The sequence below is a fragment of the Methylocaldum sp. RMAD-M genome, from assembly GCF_017832375.1.
Lineage (GTDB): Bacteria > Pseudomonadota > Gammaproteobacteria > Methylococcales > Methylococcaceae > Methylocaldum.
Genome location: NZ_JAFIBZ010000002.1, coordinates 294,446 through 310,389, shown reverse-complemented (window position 1 = coordinate 310,389; position 15,944 = coordinate 294,446). Strand labels below are relative to the sequence as shown.

At 57.1% G+C, this 15,944-nt stretch carries 19 protein-coding genes; 16 read left to right on the top strand and 3 right to left on the bottom strand.

All coding sequences use genetic code 11. From position 1 onward, the window contains the following. Positions 1 to 25 precede the first annotated feature (25 nt). On the bottom strand, positions 26 to 1,900 hold the full coding sequence (gene speA, locus JOD69_RS03540) for a biosynthetic arginine decarboxylase (RefSeq protein WP_210023798.1): 1,875 nt from the start codon (positions 1,898 to 1,900) through the stop codon (positions 26 to 28). Positions 1,901 to 1,974: 74 nt separating this feature from the next. Between speA and speE the strand changes: the two genes are divergently transcribed. Next, positions 1,975 to 2,823, top strand: a complete 849-nt coding sequence (speE, locus tag JOD69_RS03535) for a polyamine aminopropyltransferase (protein WP_086135251.1) — start codon at positions 1,975 to 1,977, stop codon at positions 2,821 to 2,823. 58 nt (positions 2,824 to 2,881) lie between these two features. Then, positions 2,882 to 3,145, top strand: coding sequence for a DUF4404 family protein (locus JOD69_RS03530; RefSeq protein WP_077728091.1), 264 nt, complete (start codon positions 2,882 to 2,884; stop codon positions 3,143 to 3,145). Positions 3,146 to 3,175: 30 nt separating this feature from the next. Here the strand turns inward: JOD69_RS03530 and mtgA are convergent, their stop codons facing one another. Next, a complete protein-coding gene (gene mtgA, locus JOD69_RS03525; protein WP_210023797.1) occupies positions 3,176 to 3,898 on the bottom strand; it encodes a monofunctional biosynthetic peptidoglycan transglycosylase in 723 nt (240 codons plus the stop codon). Between the two features lie 177 nt (positions 3,899 to 4,075). Here mtgA and JOD69_RS03520 point away from each other — a divergent pair, with 177 nt between their 5' ends. The 13 genes from JOD69_RS03520 (at position 4,076) to JOD69_RS03460 (ending at position 15,038) form a co-directional block, all read left to right on the top strand. Further along, on the top strand, positions 4,076 to 4,897 hold the full coding sequence (locus JOD69_RS03520; RefSeq protein WP_077728093.1) for an ATP-binding cassette domain-containing protein: 822 nt from the start codon (positions 4,076 to 4,078) through the stop codon (positions 4,895 to 4,897). Between the two features lie 29 nt (positions 4,898 to 4,926). After that, the gene (gene mlaE, locus JOD69_RS03515) at positions 4,927 to 5,709 is read left to right on the top strand and encodes a lipid asymmetry maintenance ABC transporter permease subunit MlaE (protein ID WP_077728094.1); all 783 of its coding nucleotides are present in this window, start codon (positions 4,927 to 4,929) and stop codon (positions 5,707 to 5,709) included. Continuing rightward, a complete protein-coding gene (gene mlaD / locus JOD69_RS03510) occupies positions 5,709 to 6,209 on the top strand; it encodes an outer membrane lipid asymmetry maintenance protein MlaD (protein WP_077728095.1) in 501 nt (166 codons plus the stop codon). Before mlaE ends, mlaD begins: the two co-directional genes overlap by 1 nt. 24 nt (positions 6,210 to 6,233) lie before the next feature. Next, positions 6,234 to 6,578 carry an STAS domain-containing protein gene (locus JOD69_RS03505; protein ID WP_166642485.1) on the top strand — a complete coding sequence of 115 codons (345 nt, stop codon included), beginning with the start codon at positions 6,234 to 6,236 and terminating at the stop codon, positions 6,576 to 6,578. An 18-nt stretch (positions 6,579 to 6,596) separates the two neighbouring features. After that, positions 6,597 to 7,862, top strand: a complete 1,266-nt coding sequence (gene murA / locus JOD69_RS03500; RefSeq protein ID WP_086135255.1) for a UDP-N-acetylglucosamine 1-carboxyvinyltransferase — start codon at positions 6,597 to 6,599, stop codon at positions 7,860 to 7,862. 10 nt (positions 7,863 to 7,872) lie between these two features. Beyond that, entirely contained in the window at positions 7,873 to 8,517 is a 645-nt protein-coding gene (gene hisG / locus JOD69_RS03495) for an ATP phosphoribosyltransferase (protein ID WP_077728098.1), read from the top strand. 5 nt (positions 8,518 to 8,522) lie between these two features. Then, positions 8,523 to 9,836 (top strand): histidinol dehydrogenase, encoded by a 1,314-nt coding sequence (gene hisD / locus JOD69_RS03490; RefSeq protein WP_210023796.1) that lies wholly within the window; start codon positions 8,523 to 8,525, stop codon positions 9,834 to 9,836. After that, positions 9,833 to 10,924 carry a histidinol-phosphate transaminase gene (gene hisC / locus JOD69_RS03485; RefSeq protein WP_210023795.1) on the top strand — a complete coding sequence of 364 codons (1,092 nt, stop codon included), beginning with the start codon at positions 9,833 to 9,835 and terminating at the stop codon, positions 10,922 to 10,924. The genes hisD and hisC overlap by 4 nt, the downstream gene beginning before the upstream one ends. 179 nt (positions 10,925 to 11,103) lie before the next feature. Continuing rightward, positions 11,104 to 11,697: a ubiquinol-cytochrome c reductase iron-sulfur subunit gene (gene petA, locus JOD69_RS03480; RefSeq protein ID WP_210023794.1), complete on the top strand. Its 594-nt coding sequence runs from the start codon at positions 11,104 to 11,106 to the stop codon at positions 11,695 to 11,697. A 5-nt stretch (positions 11,698 to 11,702) separates the two neighbouring features. Further along, a complete protein-coding gene (locus tag JOD69_RS03475; protein ID WP_077728102.1) occupies positions 11,703 to 13,124 on the top strand; it encodes a cytochrome bc complex cytochrome b subunit in 1,422 nt (473 codons plus the stop codon). Positions 13,125 to 13,126: 2 nt separating this feature from the next. Beyond that, complete coding sequence (locus JOD69_RS03470) at positions 13,127 to 13,849, top strand: cytochrome c1 (RefSeq protein WP_210023793.1); 723 nt, start codon at positions 13,127 to 13,129, stop codon at positions 13,847 to 13,849. Positions 13,850 to 14,028: 179 nt separating this feature from the next. Further along, on the top strand, positions 14,029 to 14,646 hold the full coding sequence (locus JOD69_RS03465) for a glutathione S-transferase N-terminal domain-containing protein (RefSeq protein WP_156879550.1): 618 nt from the start codon (positions 14,029 to 14,031) through the stop codon (positions 14,644 to 14,646). Next, entirely contained in the window at positions 14,646 to 15,038 is a 393-nt protein-coding gene (locus JOD69_RS03460; protein ID WP_077728104.1) for a ClpXP protease specificity-enhancing factor, read from the top strand. The genes JOD69_RS03465 and JOD69_RS03460 overlap by 1 nt, the downstream gene beginning before the upstream one ends. A gap of 42 nt (positions 15,039 to 15,080) precedes the next feature. Here the strand turns inward: JOD69_RS03460 and JOD69_RS03455 are convergent, their stop codons facing one another. Next, positions 15,081 to 15,410, bottom strand: a complete 330-nt coding sequence (locus JOD69_RS03455; RefSeq protein WP_077728105.1) for a DUF1820 family protein — start codon at positions 15,408 to 15,410, stop codon at positions 15,081 to 15,083. A 168-nt stretch (positions 15,411 to 15,578) separates the two neighbouring features. Here JOD69_RS03455 and JOD69_RS03450 point away from each other — a divergent pair, with 168 nt between their 5' ends. Beyond that, positions 15,579 to 15,941, top strand: coding sequence for a DUF488 family protein (locus JOD69_RS03450; RefSeq protein WP_077728136.1), 363 nt, complete (start codon positions 15,579 to 15,581; stop codon positions 15,939 to 15,941). Positions 15,942 to 15,944 lie beyond the last annotated feature (3 nt).

Genomic DNA, 15,944 nt, shown 5'->3' with positions numbered 1-15,944 from the left:
TTTTGCCTTCGGTGTTCAATGCCGTTTACTCCTCGAGATAGGTGTAGCTTCGCAAGCCGGCGATCAATTCGCTCTCGAAGCGCTTGCGCTGTTCGGGGGGGATCCGCGCCTCGACCAGCTTCTTGCGATAGGCGCGTTCCAATTCTTCCGGGTCGATATGCACATAGCGCAAGAGGTCGTGGGCGCCGTCGCCCCGCATGGGCTGGATGAAACGGTAGCCGCCGGCTCCATCGAGTTCGACGTTGACCGAATGAGTATCGCCGAACAGATTGTGCATGTCCCCCAGAATTTCCTGGTAGGCGCCGACCAGGAAGATGCCGATGAGATAGGGTTCGCCCGGCTTGTGGGTATGCAGCGGCAGGGTGGCTTCGAGGCTCTGCCGATCGATGTAGGTATTGATCCGGCCGTCGGAATCGCAGGTCAGGTCTTGGATCACCGCGCGGCGCGTGGGTTCCTCGTGCAGGCGCTGCAGCGGCATGACCGGAAACACCTGTGCGATCGCCCAGGCGTCCGGCATGGACTGGAACAGCGAGAAATTGCAGAACACCTTGTCGGCAAGCCGCTCGTTGAGTTCGTCGATCAGCTCGCGATGGGCGCGGAGACGGATGTCGAGGCGCCTATGAACGGCATGGCAAATGGCTGCGTTGAGCCGTTCCGCATCGGCGAGTTCGGCCAGGCTCAATTTGCCCTGCACGTACATCGCTCGGGCTTCGGCGAGATCGAATTGCGCGTCGTGATACACGCCCAGCGGCGACTCCTGGGGCAGGGCGCGGAGCAGGTCGGCCAGGTCCTGCAAGGGTTTTGCCTTGATTTCGGCCGGAGGGCTTCCGTCTTCGGCCACCGATTCGATATCGATGATATTCGTGATCAGCACCGCATGATGTGCGCTCATCGCACGTCCGGATTCGGTGATCAGGTTAGGATGCGGCAAACCGTATTCGGCGCAGGCCTCCGAAAAGGCGCGCACGATGCTGTGGGCGTATTCGTCGATGCTGTAATTGATGGAACAGTCGCTGACCGAATGGGTGCCTTCGTAATCGACGCCGAGTCCGCCGCCCACGTCGGCCCAGGCGAGATGGGCGCCGAGTTCCCGCAATTCCGCGTAATAGCGGCTGGCTTCCCGCAGCGCCGTCTTGACGTCGTTGATGTTCGCGACCTGCGAGCCCATGTGGAAATGCATCAGTTTGAGCCATTCGAGTCCGCCGGCTTCTCGCAATTTGACGATCAGCTTGAGGAGTTCGTTCGCGTGCAGGCCGAACTTCGATTTTTCGCCGCCGCTGTTCTGCCATTTGCCGGCGCCGATGCTGGACAGTCTGATCCGGACGCCCAATTGCGGCGCAATCCCCAGATCTCGCGATTCGGAAAGCACCAGCTCCAGTTCGGACAGCTTTTCGATGACGATGAAGACGTTCAGTCCCAGGCTGAGTCCGATCAAGGCCAGGCGGATGTAGGATCGGTCCTTGTAGCCGTTGCAGATTACCGTGCCGGCATCGGATAAGGCCAGTATGGCCAGAAGTTCCGATTTGCTGCCGGCTTCCAAGCCGACTGACGTATGACCATTTTTTAAAATGCCCTCGACCACGCTCCGCTGCTGATTGACCTTGATCGGATAGACCGGCGTATAGCTGCCTCGATAATCGTGCTCGTGGCAAGCCTTTTCGAAGGCCTTGTGCAGCAGGCCCACGCGGTCGCGGAGGATATCGGTGAAGCGCACCAGGACCGGCAGCGACAAGCCTTCCTGGCGTACCGCCTGGGCGATTTCGAAGAGATCCACCGTGCCTTGCACCGGATTCTTGGTCGGATGGACGACCACGTGGCCTTCGTCATTGATGCCGAAGTAGCCTTCTCCCCAGTGCTCGATGGCGTAGGTATCGACCGCCTGCTCTAGACTCCAACTCATTTCGGTGGCCAAGCTCTTTAAAAAAGGTTGAATTATGTGGAAAATCCTCCGATTTTTCCATTGCGAGGAACACCATGCTGAGCGACGAAAACTGGTTTACCGAGGTTTATCCGAAACACGGGAGCGCGCTCTCTTTGAAGGTGACTGATAAGCTCCACGAGGAGCAGACGCCGTTTCAGCGCATCGAGATCTACGAGACTGAATGGCTGGGCACGCTCATGGTCATCGACGGCTGCACGATGGTGTCCGATCGGGATAATTTTCTTTATCACGAGATGATGACCCATCCGGCGCTATACACCCATCCGAATCCGGAAACCGTCTGGATCATCGGCGGCGGCGACTGCGGGAGCCTCAAGGAAGTGCTCAAACACCCGGAGGTCAAGCGGGCGGTTCAAATCGAGATCGACGAGCGGGTGACCCGGCTTGCCGAGCGGTATTTTCCGGAGTTGTGCGAATCGAACGACGACCCGCGCGCCGAGCTGCTCTTCATCGACGGCATTCAGTGGGTAAAGGATGCGGCGGCCGACAGCGTCGATCTCATCATCGTGGACAGCACCGATCCGGTGGGGCCGGCCGAGGGCTTATTCAACGAGGCGTTCTACCGCGAGTGTTTCCGTTGCCTGCGCAAGGACGGGATTCTCGCCCAGCAGAGCGAATCGCCGCTGTTCCACATGCCGCTGATCGAGGCCATGCACAAGACCATGCGCCAGGCGGGATTTCCCGAAACGCGCACCTTGTTCTTTCCTCAGTTCATCTATCCATCTGGCTGGTGGAGCGGGACCCTGGCGGGAAAATCGGGTCTGACCCATTTCCGCGAGGCCGATGCCCGAAACAAACCGTTTGCAACGAGCTACTACAACGCCGAGATCCATAAGGCAGCTTTCGTCGCGCCGGAGTTCTTCAGGGCGGCGATGGCTTGAGCGGACGGCGGCCTGTGTTACGATTTGCGGAAAACGACGGGTTTGAGGAAAAGATCCCATGACTGAGAAAGAAATAAGCGAAGCGCTTTTCAACCTGCGCACCGAGATTGAACATCTGAATACCAGCGACCCGGAAGTGAGGGCTCGGCTGGAAACGCTGCTTGCCGATCTCGAGCGGCGGCTCGAGGCATCGGAAGACGAGCATCACCTGCATTTGGTGGATGACATGAAAGAAGCGATTTCGCAGTTCGAAGTCGAACATCCCCGCATTACCGGCATTCTCAACGACTTGATGGTTGCCTTGAGCAACCTGGGGATCTGATCCTCTTCTGAAACACTCGGCAAAGGCGGGTTACGTTAAACCCGCTTTTGCCCGAGTCTGGCTGTCGACATTCCGCAAATAATCCGACCCTCCCAGCTGCTTCATCTGTCTTAGTATCCATAACCGGCGATGCATCACATAAGCCGAAGGTTTGTCCGCACGTAAACGCACGGGGTTGGGCAGAACGGCGGCGAGCAGGGCGGCTTCGTTCGGGTTGAGTTTCGATGCCGATTTGGCGAAAAAGGCTTTCCCGGCGGCCGAAACGCCGTAAATTCCTTCGCCGAATTGGGCGATATTCAGGTAAACCTCCAGTATCCGCCGTTTCGGCCACATCAATTCAATCAACGCAGTGAAATAAGCCTCCAAGGCCTTGCGGAAGTAGTTTTGCCCCGGATAAAGAAACAGATTCTTGGCGACTTGTTGGGAAATCGTGCTGGCGCCCCGGACGTGCTTACCTTGCTGGTTATGCTTCCAGGCTTGGCCGATAGCGTTCAAATCGAAACCATAGTGCCGGTCGAACAACTGGTCTTCGGCGGCGATCACGGCGACTTTCGCATAAGGCGAAATGTGGTCCCAGGAAACCCAGTTATAGCGCGGCCGGAATCCCGGTTTCCCTTCGATAAGCGCCAGAAATTGCGCGCGCAGCATGAACGCGCTGGTCGGCGGAGGAAGCCAGCGAAGCAGGGCGACGGGGATAACGGTGAGGGCGACGAACGTCAGGATGAACTTGCGAAGAATGTTTCTCAGCGCCATTTCGCGTTTGCGGATTTTTATTAAGATTCCTTTGATGCGGCGCCCCGGACGGACTAATCGGCAGGGGCTCGAATGGGTTGTCAGATCCATTGCAGCCGCTTCAAAGTTGACTCACGCGTCATAGCTGGCCAGAATACGCCATTTTTCCGACCGATTTAAGTGGCGCTTCATCAAAACATGGCTGGCGGGAATGCGGGTGGCGAAGTTCTAGTTTCTATCAGAAACCTCACGTTCAGCCGCGGCAGCCGCAAGATCTTCGATGGCGTCAATCTGGACATCCCCAGAGGCAAGATTACCGCCATCATGGGGCCCAGCGGCACCGGCAAGACCACTCTCCTGAAACTGATCGGCGGTCAACTGCGGCCGGACAGCGGCACTATCACCGTGGACGGGCGCATAGTGCACGAGCTATCGCTCGGTCGTTTGTACGAGCTTCGCAAAAAAATAGGGATGCTCTTTCAGACCGGCGCTCTTCTGACCGATCTCAACGTATTCGAAAACGTCGCTTTTCCGCTCCGGGAGCATACCAAACTGCCCGAGTCCATGATCAGGACTCTGGTCTTGATGAAACTCCAAGCGGTAGGCTTAAGGGGCGCTCGCGACCTGATGCCGGCGCAGCTTTCCGGAGGCATGGCCAGGCGGGTGGCATTGGCGCGGGCTATCACGCTCGACCCCATGATGATCATGTATGACGAGCCGTTTACCGGACAGGACCCGATTTCCATGGGCGTGCTGGTGAAGCTGATACGCGACCTGAACCGGGAACTGGGACTCACCAGCATCGTCGTATCCCACGATGTCGAAGAAACCGCATCCATTGCCGATTACATCTATCTTATTTCCGAGGGCAAGGTAGTCGGCCAAGGCACGCCCGACGCGATCCGTCATTCGGAGTCGCCTTGGGTCCTACAGTTTATGGAAGGTTTGGCGGATGGTCCGGTGCCGTTTCATTATCCAGCGCCCGATTATGCGGCCGATTTACTCAATCCGCCTGCCTGAAATAGACCGTCATTTATTCGGAAAATCCCATGTTAGCCCCATTCCAGCAACTTGGACACGCGACCCTGGGCACGATGCAAAAGTTGGGTCGGGCCAACTTGTTTATCTGCCATGTCCTAACGGGGCTGCCTGAAATACTGAGGCGCATTCGCCTGCTGCTGGCGCAGGTTTATTCGGTGGGGGTGCTCACCATTCTGTTGGTAAGCGTTTCCGGCTTGTTTGTCGGCATGGTATTGGGGCTTCAGGGCTACAATGTACTTTCCGATTTCGGGGCGGAGCAGACCTTGGGCGTGATGGTGGCGGCCTCTTTGGTGCGGGAACTGGGGCCGGTGGTCACGGCCTTGTTGTTTGCGGGGCGAGCGGGTTCCGCTTTGACCGCGGAAATAGGCTTGATGAAGGCGACCGAACAACTTTCCGGAATGGAAATGATGGCGGTCGATCCGTTAAAACGCATTATCGCACCACGCTTTTTCGCCGGCTGTTTGTCGATGCCTCTGTTGGCCTCGCTGTTCAGCATGATCGGCGTCATGGGGGGATATTTCGTCGGCGTCGGGTTGCTCGGGGTGGACGAGGGTGCGTTCTGGTCTCAGATGAGAAGCAGAATCGATTTTTACGATGATATCGTTAATGGTCTCATCAAAAGCGCGGTATTCGGGGTCATCGTCACCTGGATTGCGGTGTTCGAAGGTTACGATGCCGTGCCCACTTCCGAAGGGGTCAGCCGGGCGACCACGCGCTCGGTCGTTTATTCGGCCTTCGCCGTGCTCGGGTGGGATTTCGTGCTGACAGCTTTAATGTTCGGGGGGGATTGATGCAGTCATCGAAAGCAATCGAGATCTGGGTTGGTTTGTTCGTTGCCGTTGGTTTGATCGCTTTGTTTTTCTTAGCTATGCAGGTCAGCAATCTCGCCGAACTGCGGAGCAACGATGACAGCTACAGGATCGTCGCGCGCTTCGAAAATATCGGCAGTCTGCGAGTTCGGGCTCCGGTATCGGTGGCCGGTGTCACGGTGGGACGGGTCAGCGCCATATCGTTCGACAATCAAACCTACGAAGCCGTGGTGGAGATGCGGATCGATCCGAAATACGACACGCTTCCGATCGACACCAGTGCCAGCATACTTACGGCCGGTCTGTTGGGCGAGCAATATATCGGTCTGTCGCCCGGCGGCGCGGAAGAGCACCTGGCCGACGGCGACGAAATCGAACTGACTCAATCGGCGATCGTGCTCGAGCAGGTCATCAGCCGTTTCCTGTTCAACAAAGCGGAAGGCGGCGGAGCGAGTGGCGGGGCTGCCACGTCCTCCGAGTAATACCGGAATTACGCGATGCTCGTTATGGCTGAATCCCCCGTCCCATTCGAATTTATCGATGAAGGTCAAGGCCGCTACAGGCTCGAGGGCGAGCTGAGCTTTTCGACCGTAGCGGATGTGCTGAAGAAGACTTTGGCCGTCTTCCGGGATGCGTCCAGGCTTTCGTTCGATTTGGGGGGGGTCTCCCGCGTCGACAGCGCCGGCGTCGCTCTTATGGTGGAGTGGATGCGGCAGGCGGCGCAAGCCCGGACAGAACTGCGTTATGTGCATCTTCCACAGCATGTCATGGCGATCGCTCGAGTCAGCGGTATCGAGCACTTGATTTCCGTCGACTCAACCGACGCGGTCGATCGATCGATCTCGGACTAGCAAAAACATATACAAACAATGGATAAGCTTCTTATTACCGGCGGCAAACCTCTTCATGGGGAGCTGCGCATTTCGGGGGCCAAGAACGCTGCATTGCCGATACTCGCGGGTGCATTGTTGTCGGAAACGCCCGTGATCATCGGCAACGTTCCGCATCTCCACGACATTACCACCACCATGGAATTGCTCGGGCGCATGGGAGTGCACCTGATGGTGGACGAAAAGCTCAATATCGAGGTGGATTCCGGACCGATCGAGAATTTTTTCGCGCCTTACGAGCTCGTGAAGACCATGCGGGCTTCCATTCTGGTCTTGGGGCCCTTGTTGGCGCGCTTCGGCCGTGCCGAGGTTTCGCTGCCCGGCGGTTGCGCCATCGGCAGCCGGCCGGTGAATCTGCACCTGCACGGTCTGGCCGCAATGGGAGCCGATATCAATGTGAAGAACGGCTATATTCACGCCGGCGCCAAGCGTCTCAAAGGTTGCCGCCTGGTTCTGGATCAGGTTACGGTTACCGGCACCGAGAATCTCATGATGGCGGCGGTGCTCGCGAAAGGGACGACCATCATCGAAAATGCCGCGCGCGAGCCCGAGGTGGTGGATTTGGCCAATTTCCTCAATCAGATGGGCGCGAAAGTTTACGGCGCGGGATCCGACATCATGGAAATCGAAGGTGTCGAATCCCTATCCGCCAACGGGCTGCACTACCGTATCCTGCCGGACCGCATCGAGACCGGCACGTATCTGGTGGCCGCCGCCATGACCGGCGGCCGGGTTAAATTGAAGAATACCCGCCCGGATTTGTTGGACGCGGTCTTGGCCAAGCTTCGCGAGGCCGGGGCGCTGATCACGTGTACCGATTCGACCATCGAACTCGACATGCAGGGCAATCGGCCGCAAGCGGTATCGCTGCGCACCGCGCCCTATCCGGCGTTTCCGACCGATATGCAGGCGCAATTCACGGCCATGAACACGGTTGCCGAGGGCGTCGGCGTGATCACCGAGACCGTGTTCGAAAATCGGTTCATGCATGTGCACGAAATGCAGCGCATGGGGGCCGACATCCAGCTGGAATCCAATACCGCCATCGTTCAGGGCAGGCCGAACCTGACGGCTGCACCGGTCATGGCCACCGATTTGAGGGCTTCGGCAAGCCTGGTGCTGGCCGGACTCGTGGCCGAAGGCCAGACCATCGTCGACCGGATTTATCATATCGATCGCGGATACGAGTGCATCGAAGAGAAGCTATCGCAGCTCGGCGCGGAGATACGCCGCATACCCAATTGAAACGCCCCGCATGCTCACTCTAGCCATATCGAAAGGACGTATCTACGAGGAGGCGCTCCCGCTGCTGGCGCAGGTCGGGATAGCTCCGACCGTGGATCCGGACAAGAGCCGTAAGCTGATCCTGCCGACCAATCGCGAGGATGTTCAGCTCCTGATTATCCGGGCTACCGACGTGCCCACCTACGTGGAATACGGAGCCGCCGATCTCGGAATCGCCGGCAAGGACGTATTGGTCGAGTACGATGCCCAAGGGCTGTACGAGCCGCTGGATCTGGGCATTGCCCGCTGCCGATTGATGACGGCGGCCATGAAGGATTCGGCGCCCGTGCCGAGAGGTCGATTGCGGGTGGCGACCAAATATGTGAAAACTACCCACCGTTATTTCGCCAGCCGCGGCATTCAGGCGGATATCATTAAGCTTTACGGTTCTATGGAACTGGCGCCTCTCGTAGGTTTGGCCCACTGCATCGTCGATCTCGTCGACACCGGAAACACGCTGAAGGCCAATGGACTCGAGCCGCGCGATCTGATCATGGACGTCAGCAGCCGGCTCATCGTCAACAAGGCCGCGATGAAGATGAAGCACCGCGAGGTCACGTCCTTCGTCGAAGAATTGAGGCAAGTCGTCAGCGAACGCAGCAAGCAAGCGGGGTAAGCACCATGTTGGATATCTCGATTACCCGTCTCGAAGCGGGGTCAGCGAATTTCGCGAAGGGTCTGGACGCGGTTTTGGCCTGGGACGAAGCCGAGGACGCGGCGATTCACGCGCGGGTGATGGACATCATCGCGCGTATCCGGAAGGAGGGCGATGCCGCGCTGATAGAACTCACCCGTCTTTATGACCGTTTCGACGCGGTGAACGCCTCGGGTCTCGAACTGTCGCGCGACGAGCTGAAAAAGGCGTGGGACGGTTTGCCCGCCGAATCGGCCGAGGCGTTGATGAAGGCCGGGGATCGCATCCGGCTGTACGCCGAGCGCCAGAAGATGGACTCCTGGCGGTATGCGGAACCCGACGGCACGGTGCTGGGACAGCAAGTGACGCCCTTGGACAAGGTCGGCGTCTATGTGCCCGGCGGAAAGGCGGCTTATCCATCGTCGGTATTGATGAACGCCATTCCGGCGAAGGTGGCCGGCGTGCCGGAGATCGTCATGGTGGTTCCGACTCCGGGCGGCGAGACCAATCCCCTGGTTCTCGCGGCCGCTTATCTTGCCGGTATAGACCGCGTATTTCGGATCGGCGGCGCGCAGGCGGTGGCGGCGCTGGCTTACGGCACCGCCACGGTGCCGCGCGTGGATAAAATCGTCGGCCCCGGCAATATCTACGTGGCTACCGCGAAAAAGCTGGTGTTCGGCCAGGTGGGCATCGACATGGTGGCGGGCCCGTCGGAAATTCTCGTCATCAGCGACGGCGGCACCGACCCGGACTGGATTGCCATGGACCTTTTTTCGCAAGCCGAGCACGACGAGGATGCCCAGGCGATACTGGTCAGTCCGGACCGCGCTCATCTGGATGCGGTGAAAGCGAGCATACGCCGTCTGTTGCCGACCATGGAGCGGGCCGAAGTCATCCGGACCTCGCTGTCCCGCCGCGGCGCTCTGATCGAAGTCCGGGATCTGGACGAGGCGGCGGAGGTGGCGAATCGCATCGCGCCCGAGCACCTTGAGCTTTCCGTGGAAGATCCGGAAAGTTTGGCTACCAAAATCCGCAATGCCGGCGCCATTTTCATGGGCCGCTATACGGCGGAAGCTCTGGGCGATTATTGCGCCGGCCCCAATCACGTGTTGCCCACCTCGGGGACCGCCAGATTTTCGTCGCCTTTGGGCGTTTACGACTTTCAAAAGCGGTCCAGCCTGATTTTCTGCTCACCGCAAGGCGCCGACCAATTGGCGAGGACCGCGTCCGTGCTGGCACGAGGCGAGGGACTGACGGCCCATGCCCGTTCCGCCGAATACCGGATCGTAGAACGCTCATGAGCGATCTCGCGAGCAAGGTCCGTTCCTTGCTGAGACCGGAAATACTGGCTTTGTCGGCCTATCACGTTCCGGATTCTTCGGGTTACGTCAAATTGGATGCCATGGAAAATCCTTATTCGTGGCCGGATGACATGGTCGAGGAATGGCTGGTCCGGCTCCGCGAAGCTCAGCCGAATCGCTATCCCGATCCCTCGTGCAGCCGGCTCAAAGCCAAGTTGCGCGAAGCTTACGGGGTGCCCGAGGAAGCCGATCTCCTGATGGGGAACGGTTCCGACGAAATCATTCAGATCATTCTCATGGCACTGCAAGGACGCGACGCGACGGTTTTGGCGCCCGAGCCGACTTTCGTCATGTATCGGCAGATCGCGTCCTGCTTGGGGCTCAAGTTTGTAGGCGTACCCTTGCGGGAAGCGGACTTTGCTCTGGACATGGACGCGATGCGGGCGGCGATCGAGACGCATCGACCTGCCGTGATCTTTCTGGCCTACCCCAACAACCCGACCGGCAATTTGTTCCATACCGACGATATCGCCGAAATCCTGCAAATAGCTCCGGGATTGGTGGTCTTGGACGAAGCCTACACGGCCTATGCGGGGCGCAGCTTCATGCCTCGACTCGCGGAATTCGATAGGCTCCTCGTCATGCGCACACTGTCCAAATTGGGGCTGGCGGGGCTGCGCTTGGGTTTCTTGGCCGGCGCCAAGGCCTGGATAGACGAATTCGACAAGATTCGGCTGCCATACAATGTCAACGTATTGACCCAAATCAGCACCGAATTCGCCATCGAGAAGCGGAGTGTGCTAGAGGCTCAGGTGGGGCTCATTTTGCAGGATCGGCAGTACTTATACGAAGAACTTGGCCGGCTTTCCGGTGTCCAGGTCTATCAGAGCGACGCTAATTTCATCTTGTTCAGGCTGTTGCGGCACGATGCCAATCAAGTGTTTCGGAAGCTGAAAGATTCGGGCGTCTTGATCAAGAATCTGCACCCTTCCGGCGGCCGGTTGGTAGGGTGTTTGCGTGTAACCATCGGAATGCCGGAGGAAAATCGCAAATTCCTTAAGGCGCTTGCGAACGTTCTGGCTTCGTAGGGCATATATCCTGTGCTATTGCTTTCTGAGCCTTTCTCAAACAAAATCCTCCCCCCTGGAGAAACGCATTGTCAACTATAACGATTCAACGATATGGAACTGGCGGGTTCCGGAATTAGAACCAAATACAATTGAAAACGATAAGACCTAGCTTAGAGGGGTACTCGGGAGATGTTGGCATGACTACTGAAGGCGTGGATATCGACAAACGCCGTTTTTTAACCCAGGCGGCGGTGGTTATCGGCGCCATAGGCACCGGCGCCGCAACGGCGCCGTTCATCTCGTCGATGAAGCCCAGTGCCAAGGCAGAAGCCTTGGGGGCTCCGGTGGAAGTCGATATCAGCAAGATCGAGCCGGGACAATTGATTCGCGTCTTGTGGCGGGGCAAGCCGGTTTGGATATTGAACAGAACTCCCAACAGCTTGGCGATCCTGCCGACGCTCGACGATCAGTTGCGTGATCCCCGGTCGAAAGAGTCGGAACAGCCGAAAGCGATGACCAACGAGTTTCGGTCCATCAAGCCCGAGGTTTTTGTCGCTGTCGGCATCTGCACCCACCTCGGATGTTCTCCCGTCTATCGTCCCGAAGTTGCACCCGCAGACTTGGGGCCGGACTGGAAGGGCGGATTTTTCTGCCCCTGCCACGGCTCTCGCTTTGATTTGGCGGGACGCGTGTACAAGGCGGTTCCGGCACCGACCAATCTGGTAATTCCGCCTTATCACTTTGTAGGCGATACGCGCATCGTAATCGGTATGAGCGGCGGCGAGGAGTAGGCGAGATGGCTTCGGAAAAAGCAAAAGCTCTTTTGAATTGGTTGGACGAGCGGTTTCCGGTCACGAAGCTCTGGACAAGCCAGCTCACTGAATACTACGTTCCGAAGAATTTCAATTTCCTGTATTTCTTCGGCTCCCTGGCGATACTCGTACTCGTCAATCAGATCCTGACCGGGATTTTTCTGACGATGCACTACAAGCCCTCGGCCGAACTCGCGTTCGATTCGGTCGAATACATCATGCGCGATGTCGATTACGGCTGGCTGCTCCGGTACATGCACTCGACGGGCGCGTCGATGTTTTTCATCGTCATCTACGTTCACATGTTCCGGGCGATCTTCTACGGCTCTTTCAAGAAGCCTCGGGAACTGATCTGGCTGTTCGGCATGACGCTTTTCCTGCTCCTCATGGCGGAAGCCTTCATGGGCTATCTGCTGCCTTGGGGGCAAATGTCCTACTGGGGAGCGCAGGTCATCATCTCGCTGTTCGGTGCGATTCCGGTCATCGGCGAAGACCTCGCGATATGGGTCCGGGGCGATTACGTGGTCGCCGATGCGACCTTGAACCGGTTTTTCGCGCTCCACGTCGTCGGGATTCCCCTGGCCATCCTGATTCTGGTGGTGTTTCACCTGGTCGCCCTGCGGACCACGGGTTCCAGCAATCCGGACGGCATCGAGATCAAGAAACAGAAGGCCGAAAACGGCGTTCCGATCGACGGCATACCGTTCCATCCGTATTACACCGTCAAGGATCTGTACGCCGCGGTCATTTTCCTGATCGTCTGTTCGATCGTCATCTTCTACATGCCGGAAGTGGGCGGGTATTTCTTGGAGCATCCGAACTTCGAACCGGCAAATCCGGCGGCGACGCCCGAGCATATTCAGCCGGTATGGTACTTCACGCCGTTTTACTCGGTGTTACGCGCGATTCCGAATAAGCTGGGCGGCGTCATGGCGATGGGGGCATCGATCGTTCTGCTGTTCTTGCTGCCGTGGCTGGATCGCTCGCCGGTGAAATCGATCCGCTACCGAGGGGGGATTTTTAAAATCGCGCTGGCGTTGTTCGTGGTGAGTTTTTTCGGACTCGGCATACTCGGAACCAAGCCCGTCACGCCGACTGCAACGGCTTTTGCTCGGCTGTTCACGATCATTTATTTCGCTTTCCTGCTTTTGATGCCGTTTTATCCGAGTTTTGAAAAAACCAAACCGGTACCCGAACGCTTGGCCGAACCCGTCATTCCGCTAAGCAAGCGCGAGGGCAAGCATTGGCGGATGGTCGAACGCGGCGTGGAGGCAGTCCGGACCAGTGCGTTCTATCGGAACGTGAAAGCGCGGTTAGAGGCTGTTGGAGCCCATCCCTATTATCAAAACGTAAAAGAACGGCTATCGGCGGTAACCGGATGGCTGAAAACTTACGGAAGCAAATAAGAATGAAAACGGCATTCGGCATAACACTGTTGTTATTTTCTTTTGCTGCGTCTGCGGTAGATCCGGTAAAGCCACTCTTGGACACCGATGTGGATATTTTCGATACCGATTCGGTTCGGAGAGGAGCCGGTTTCTTCGCCAACTACTGCATGGGTTGCCATTCCGCGAAGCAGATTCGCTACTCGCGGATCGCCAAGGACCTGGAGCTCAGCGAGGACACCATGCGACGCGAGTTCATGTTCGGCAATGTCAAAATTCACGACTATCTCGAGACCGCAATGAGCAAGGAGGATGGGGAAAACGCCTTCGGCGTGGCGCCGCCCGATCTTTCTCTCGTCGTGCGGGCCAAGGGCGGGGATTGGGTCTATAGCTATCTCAAAGGCTTTTATACCGATCCCAAGCGGCCGTTCGGGGTAAACAATCTGGTTTCTCCAGACGTAGCGATGCCCAATGTCTTATGGGAGCTGCAAGGCACTCAAGAGCCTGTGATCAAGAAGATCAATGGCGCAGATGCGGTCATCGACGTTCGGCTGGTCAAAAAAGGCGAGATGCCGCCTAAGGAATTCGACCAAGCCCTGACGGACATCGTCAACTTTCTTGCATATGTGTCGGAGCCTTCCAAGCTTCAACGTCTTCCGCTCGGAAAATACGTCATCTTATTCCTAGTGGTGCTGGCGGTAATCATGTACCGATTGAAGAAAGAATATTGGAAGAATATTCATTGACGTTTAATGGTAAAATGAGCGGCCGGCCGGTTGGAAACCGATGATGTTCGTAGGCGCTCGCAGCGAACGACTTTTCCCGGCGGAGGCCGGTGCGCCAACCGTTAATTTTTTCCAACCGGAACCTTTTAGTCTTTCTTGAGGTGTTCAGCGTGGCAACCACTGCCAGTCGCAAATCGGTAATGACGCTTTTTTGTTCCCCGACCTGCGCCTATAGCCACAGAACACGGATTGTTTTATTCGAAAAAGGAATTGCGGCGGATATCGAATATGTCGATGCCAATCAGCCGCCGGAAGAATTGCTTGCGCTGAATCCCCACGGGAACACCCCGACGATGGTGGACCGCGATCTGGTGCTGTACGAGTCCCGGATCATCATGGAATACTTGGACGAACGTTTTCCTCATCCGCCGTTGCACCCCATGGACCCCGTATCGAGAGCGCGGGCTCGCATGTTGGTCCATCGTATCGACCAGGATTGGTACCGATTGCTGGACGAAATCGAAAGTTCGGAGGATAAAAAGGACACCAAAGCGAAGAAACTGCTGCGGGACAGTCTTATTGCCGCGGCTCCGGCATTCGCTTCCAAGCCTTATTTTCTCAGTGACGAATTTTCTTTGGTAGACTGTACGCTCGCTCCGTTGCTTTGGCGCTTGCCCACGTTGGGCATAGATCTGCCGAAACAGGCGGAGGCGATTACGGCCTATGCTCGACACTTGTTTGAGCGCGATGCGTTTCAAGCCAGTTTAAGTGAACAAGAGCGGGATTTAACCTCTTTTGCCGAGCCGCTGAGTGCCTGATGACTTCGCTCAAGCCGTATTTGATACGAGCGATATACGACTGGATAGTCGATAACCAATTCACGCCCTATCTGCTCGTCGATGCCGAGGCGCAGGGTGTCGTCGTGCCCAGGCAGTACGTTCAAGACGGAAAGATCGTGCTGAATTTGCGGCCGCAAGCCGTGCACGGCCTGTCTCTGGGTAATCAAGAGGTCGAGTTCGGTGCCCGATTCGGCGGAACGCCGATGCAAATAACCGTCCCGATGCGCGCAGTTCTGGCTATATATGCGCAAGAAAACGGAAAAGGAATGATTTTCGACGATGAGGGAGATGACGACACGCCTCCACCCGCCGATTCCGCGCCTCAGACACCTAGCACGAAGAAAAAGCCGGTGCTCAAGGTCGTCAAGTAACTCACTTGTAGGTCGGCAATCCTTTGCCGACAAACGTGTGCGCTACGACTTGTCCGGCACGTAAAACTTCGTGACTTTGCCCGATTGACCCGCCTCCCGATCGAGGGGAATGATCTTGGCGGTCCCGCGGCGTTCCACCTGATCGATGCGAATGATTTCATGCATCGGAATGAATGAGCGCCGGACATTGGCAAATTCCGTCTTTAGCTTCTCTTCATAAGGATCTACGACCACGGATGTGGTCTCGCCGAAAATAAAATCCTCAATCACCACGAATCCGAACATCTCGCCCTGGAAAACCCGCTTGGCATACATTTCGTAAACCTGGTTCTGATTGATAAAGACGACCTTGTAAATCAGATTATCCGACATGATAGTTAGCTAGGTATTGGGGAGGTGGTTCGGGGCGGACGGGACGTGGGGCTTATTATAAGGCAATTAGCGCACTCGACGTACGTTGCTGTCAGCCTCAAGCATTTCGCGCGGCCGGCTGACTGTATGTTAGTTGCCATCGATTTCGTGGTTTCGCGAGGAGTCTTCATGGTAAGTGTGAAACGGGTCTACGAGATGCCGGCTGCTGGCGATGGAGAACGCTTCCTGGTCGAGCGGCTCTGGCCGAGAGGAATCAAAAAAGAGGCGTTGGCGATGACGGCCTGGATCAAAGAGGCGGCACCGAGCGGCGATCTGCGGCGCTGGTTCGGCCATGACCCTTCAAAATGGGACGAATTCAGGCGGCGTTATTTTACCGAACTGGACCGAAACCCCGAGGTGCTCCGGCCGCTCCTGGAGGCTGCCGCTCGCGGAAGGATCACCTTGCTCTACAGCGCTCGCGACACCGAGCACAACAGTGCGGTGGCTTTGGCGGAGTATCTTTTGAAGCGCTTATCCTCGCCTTTGGCTTAAGGT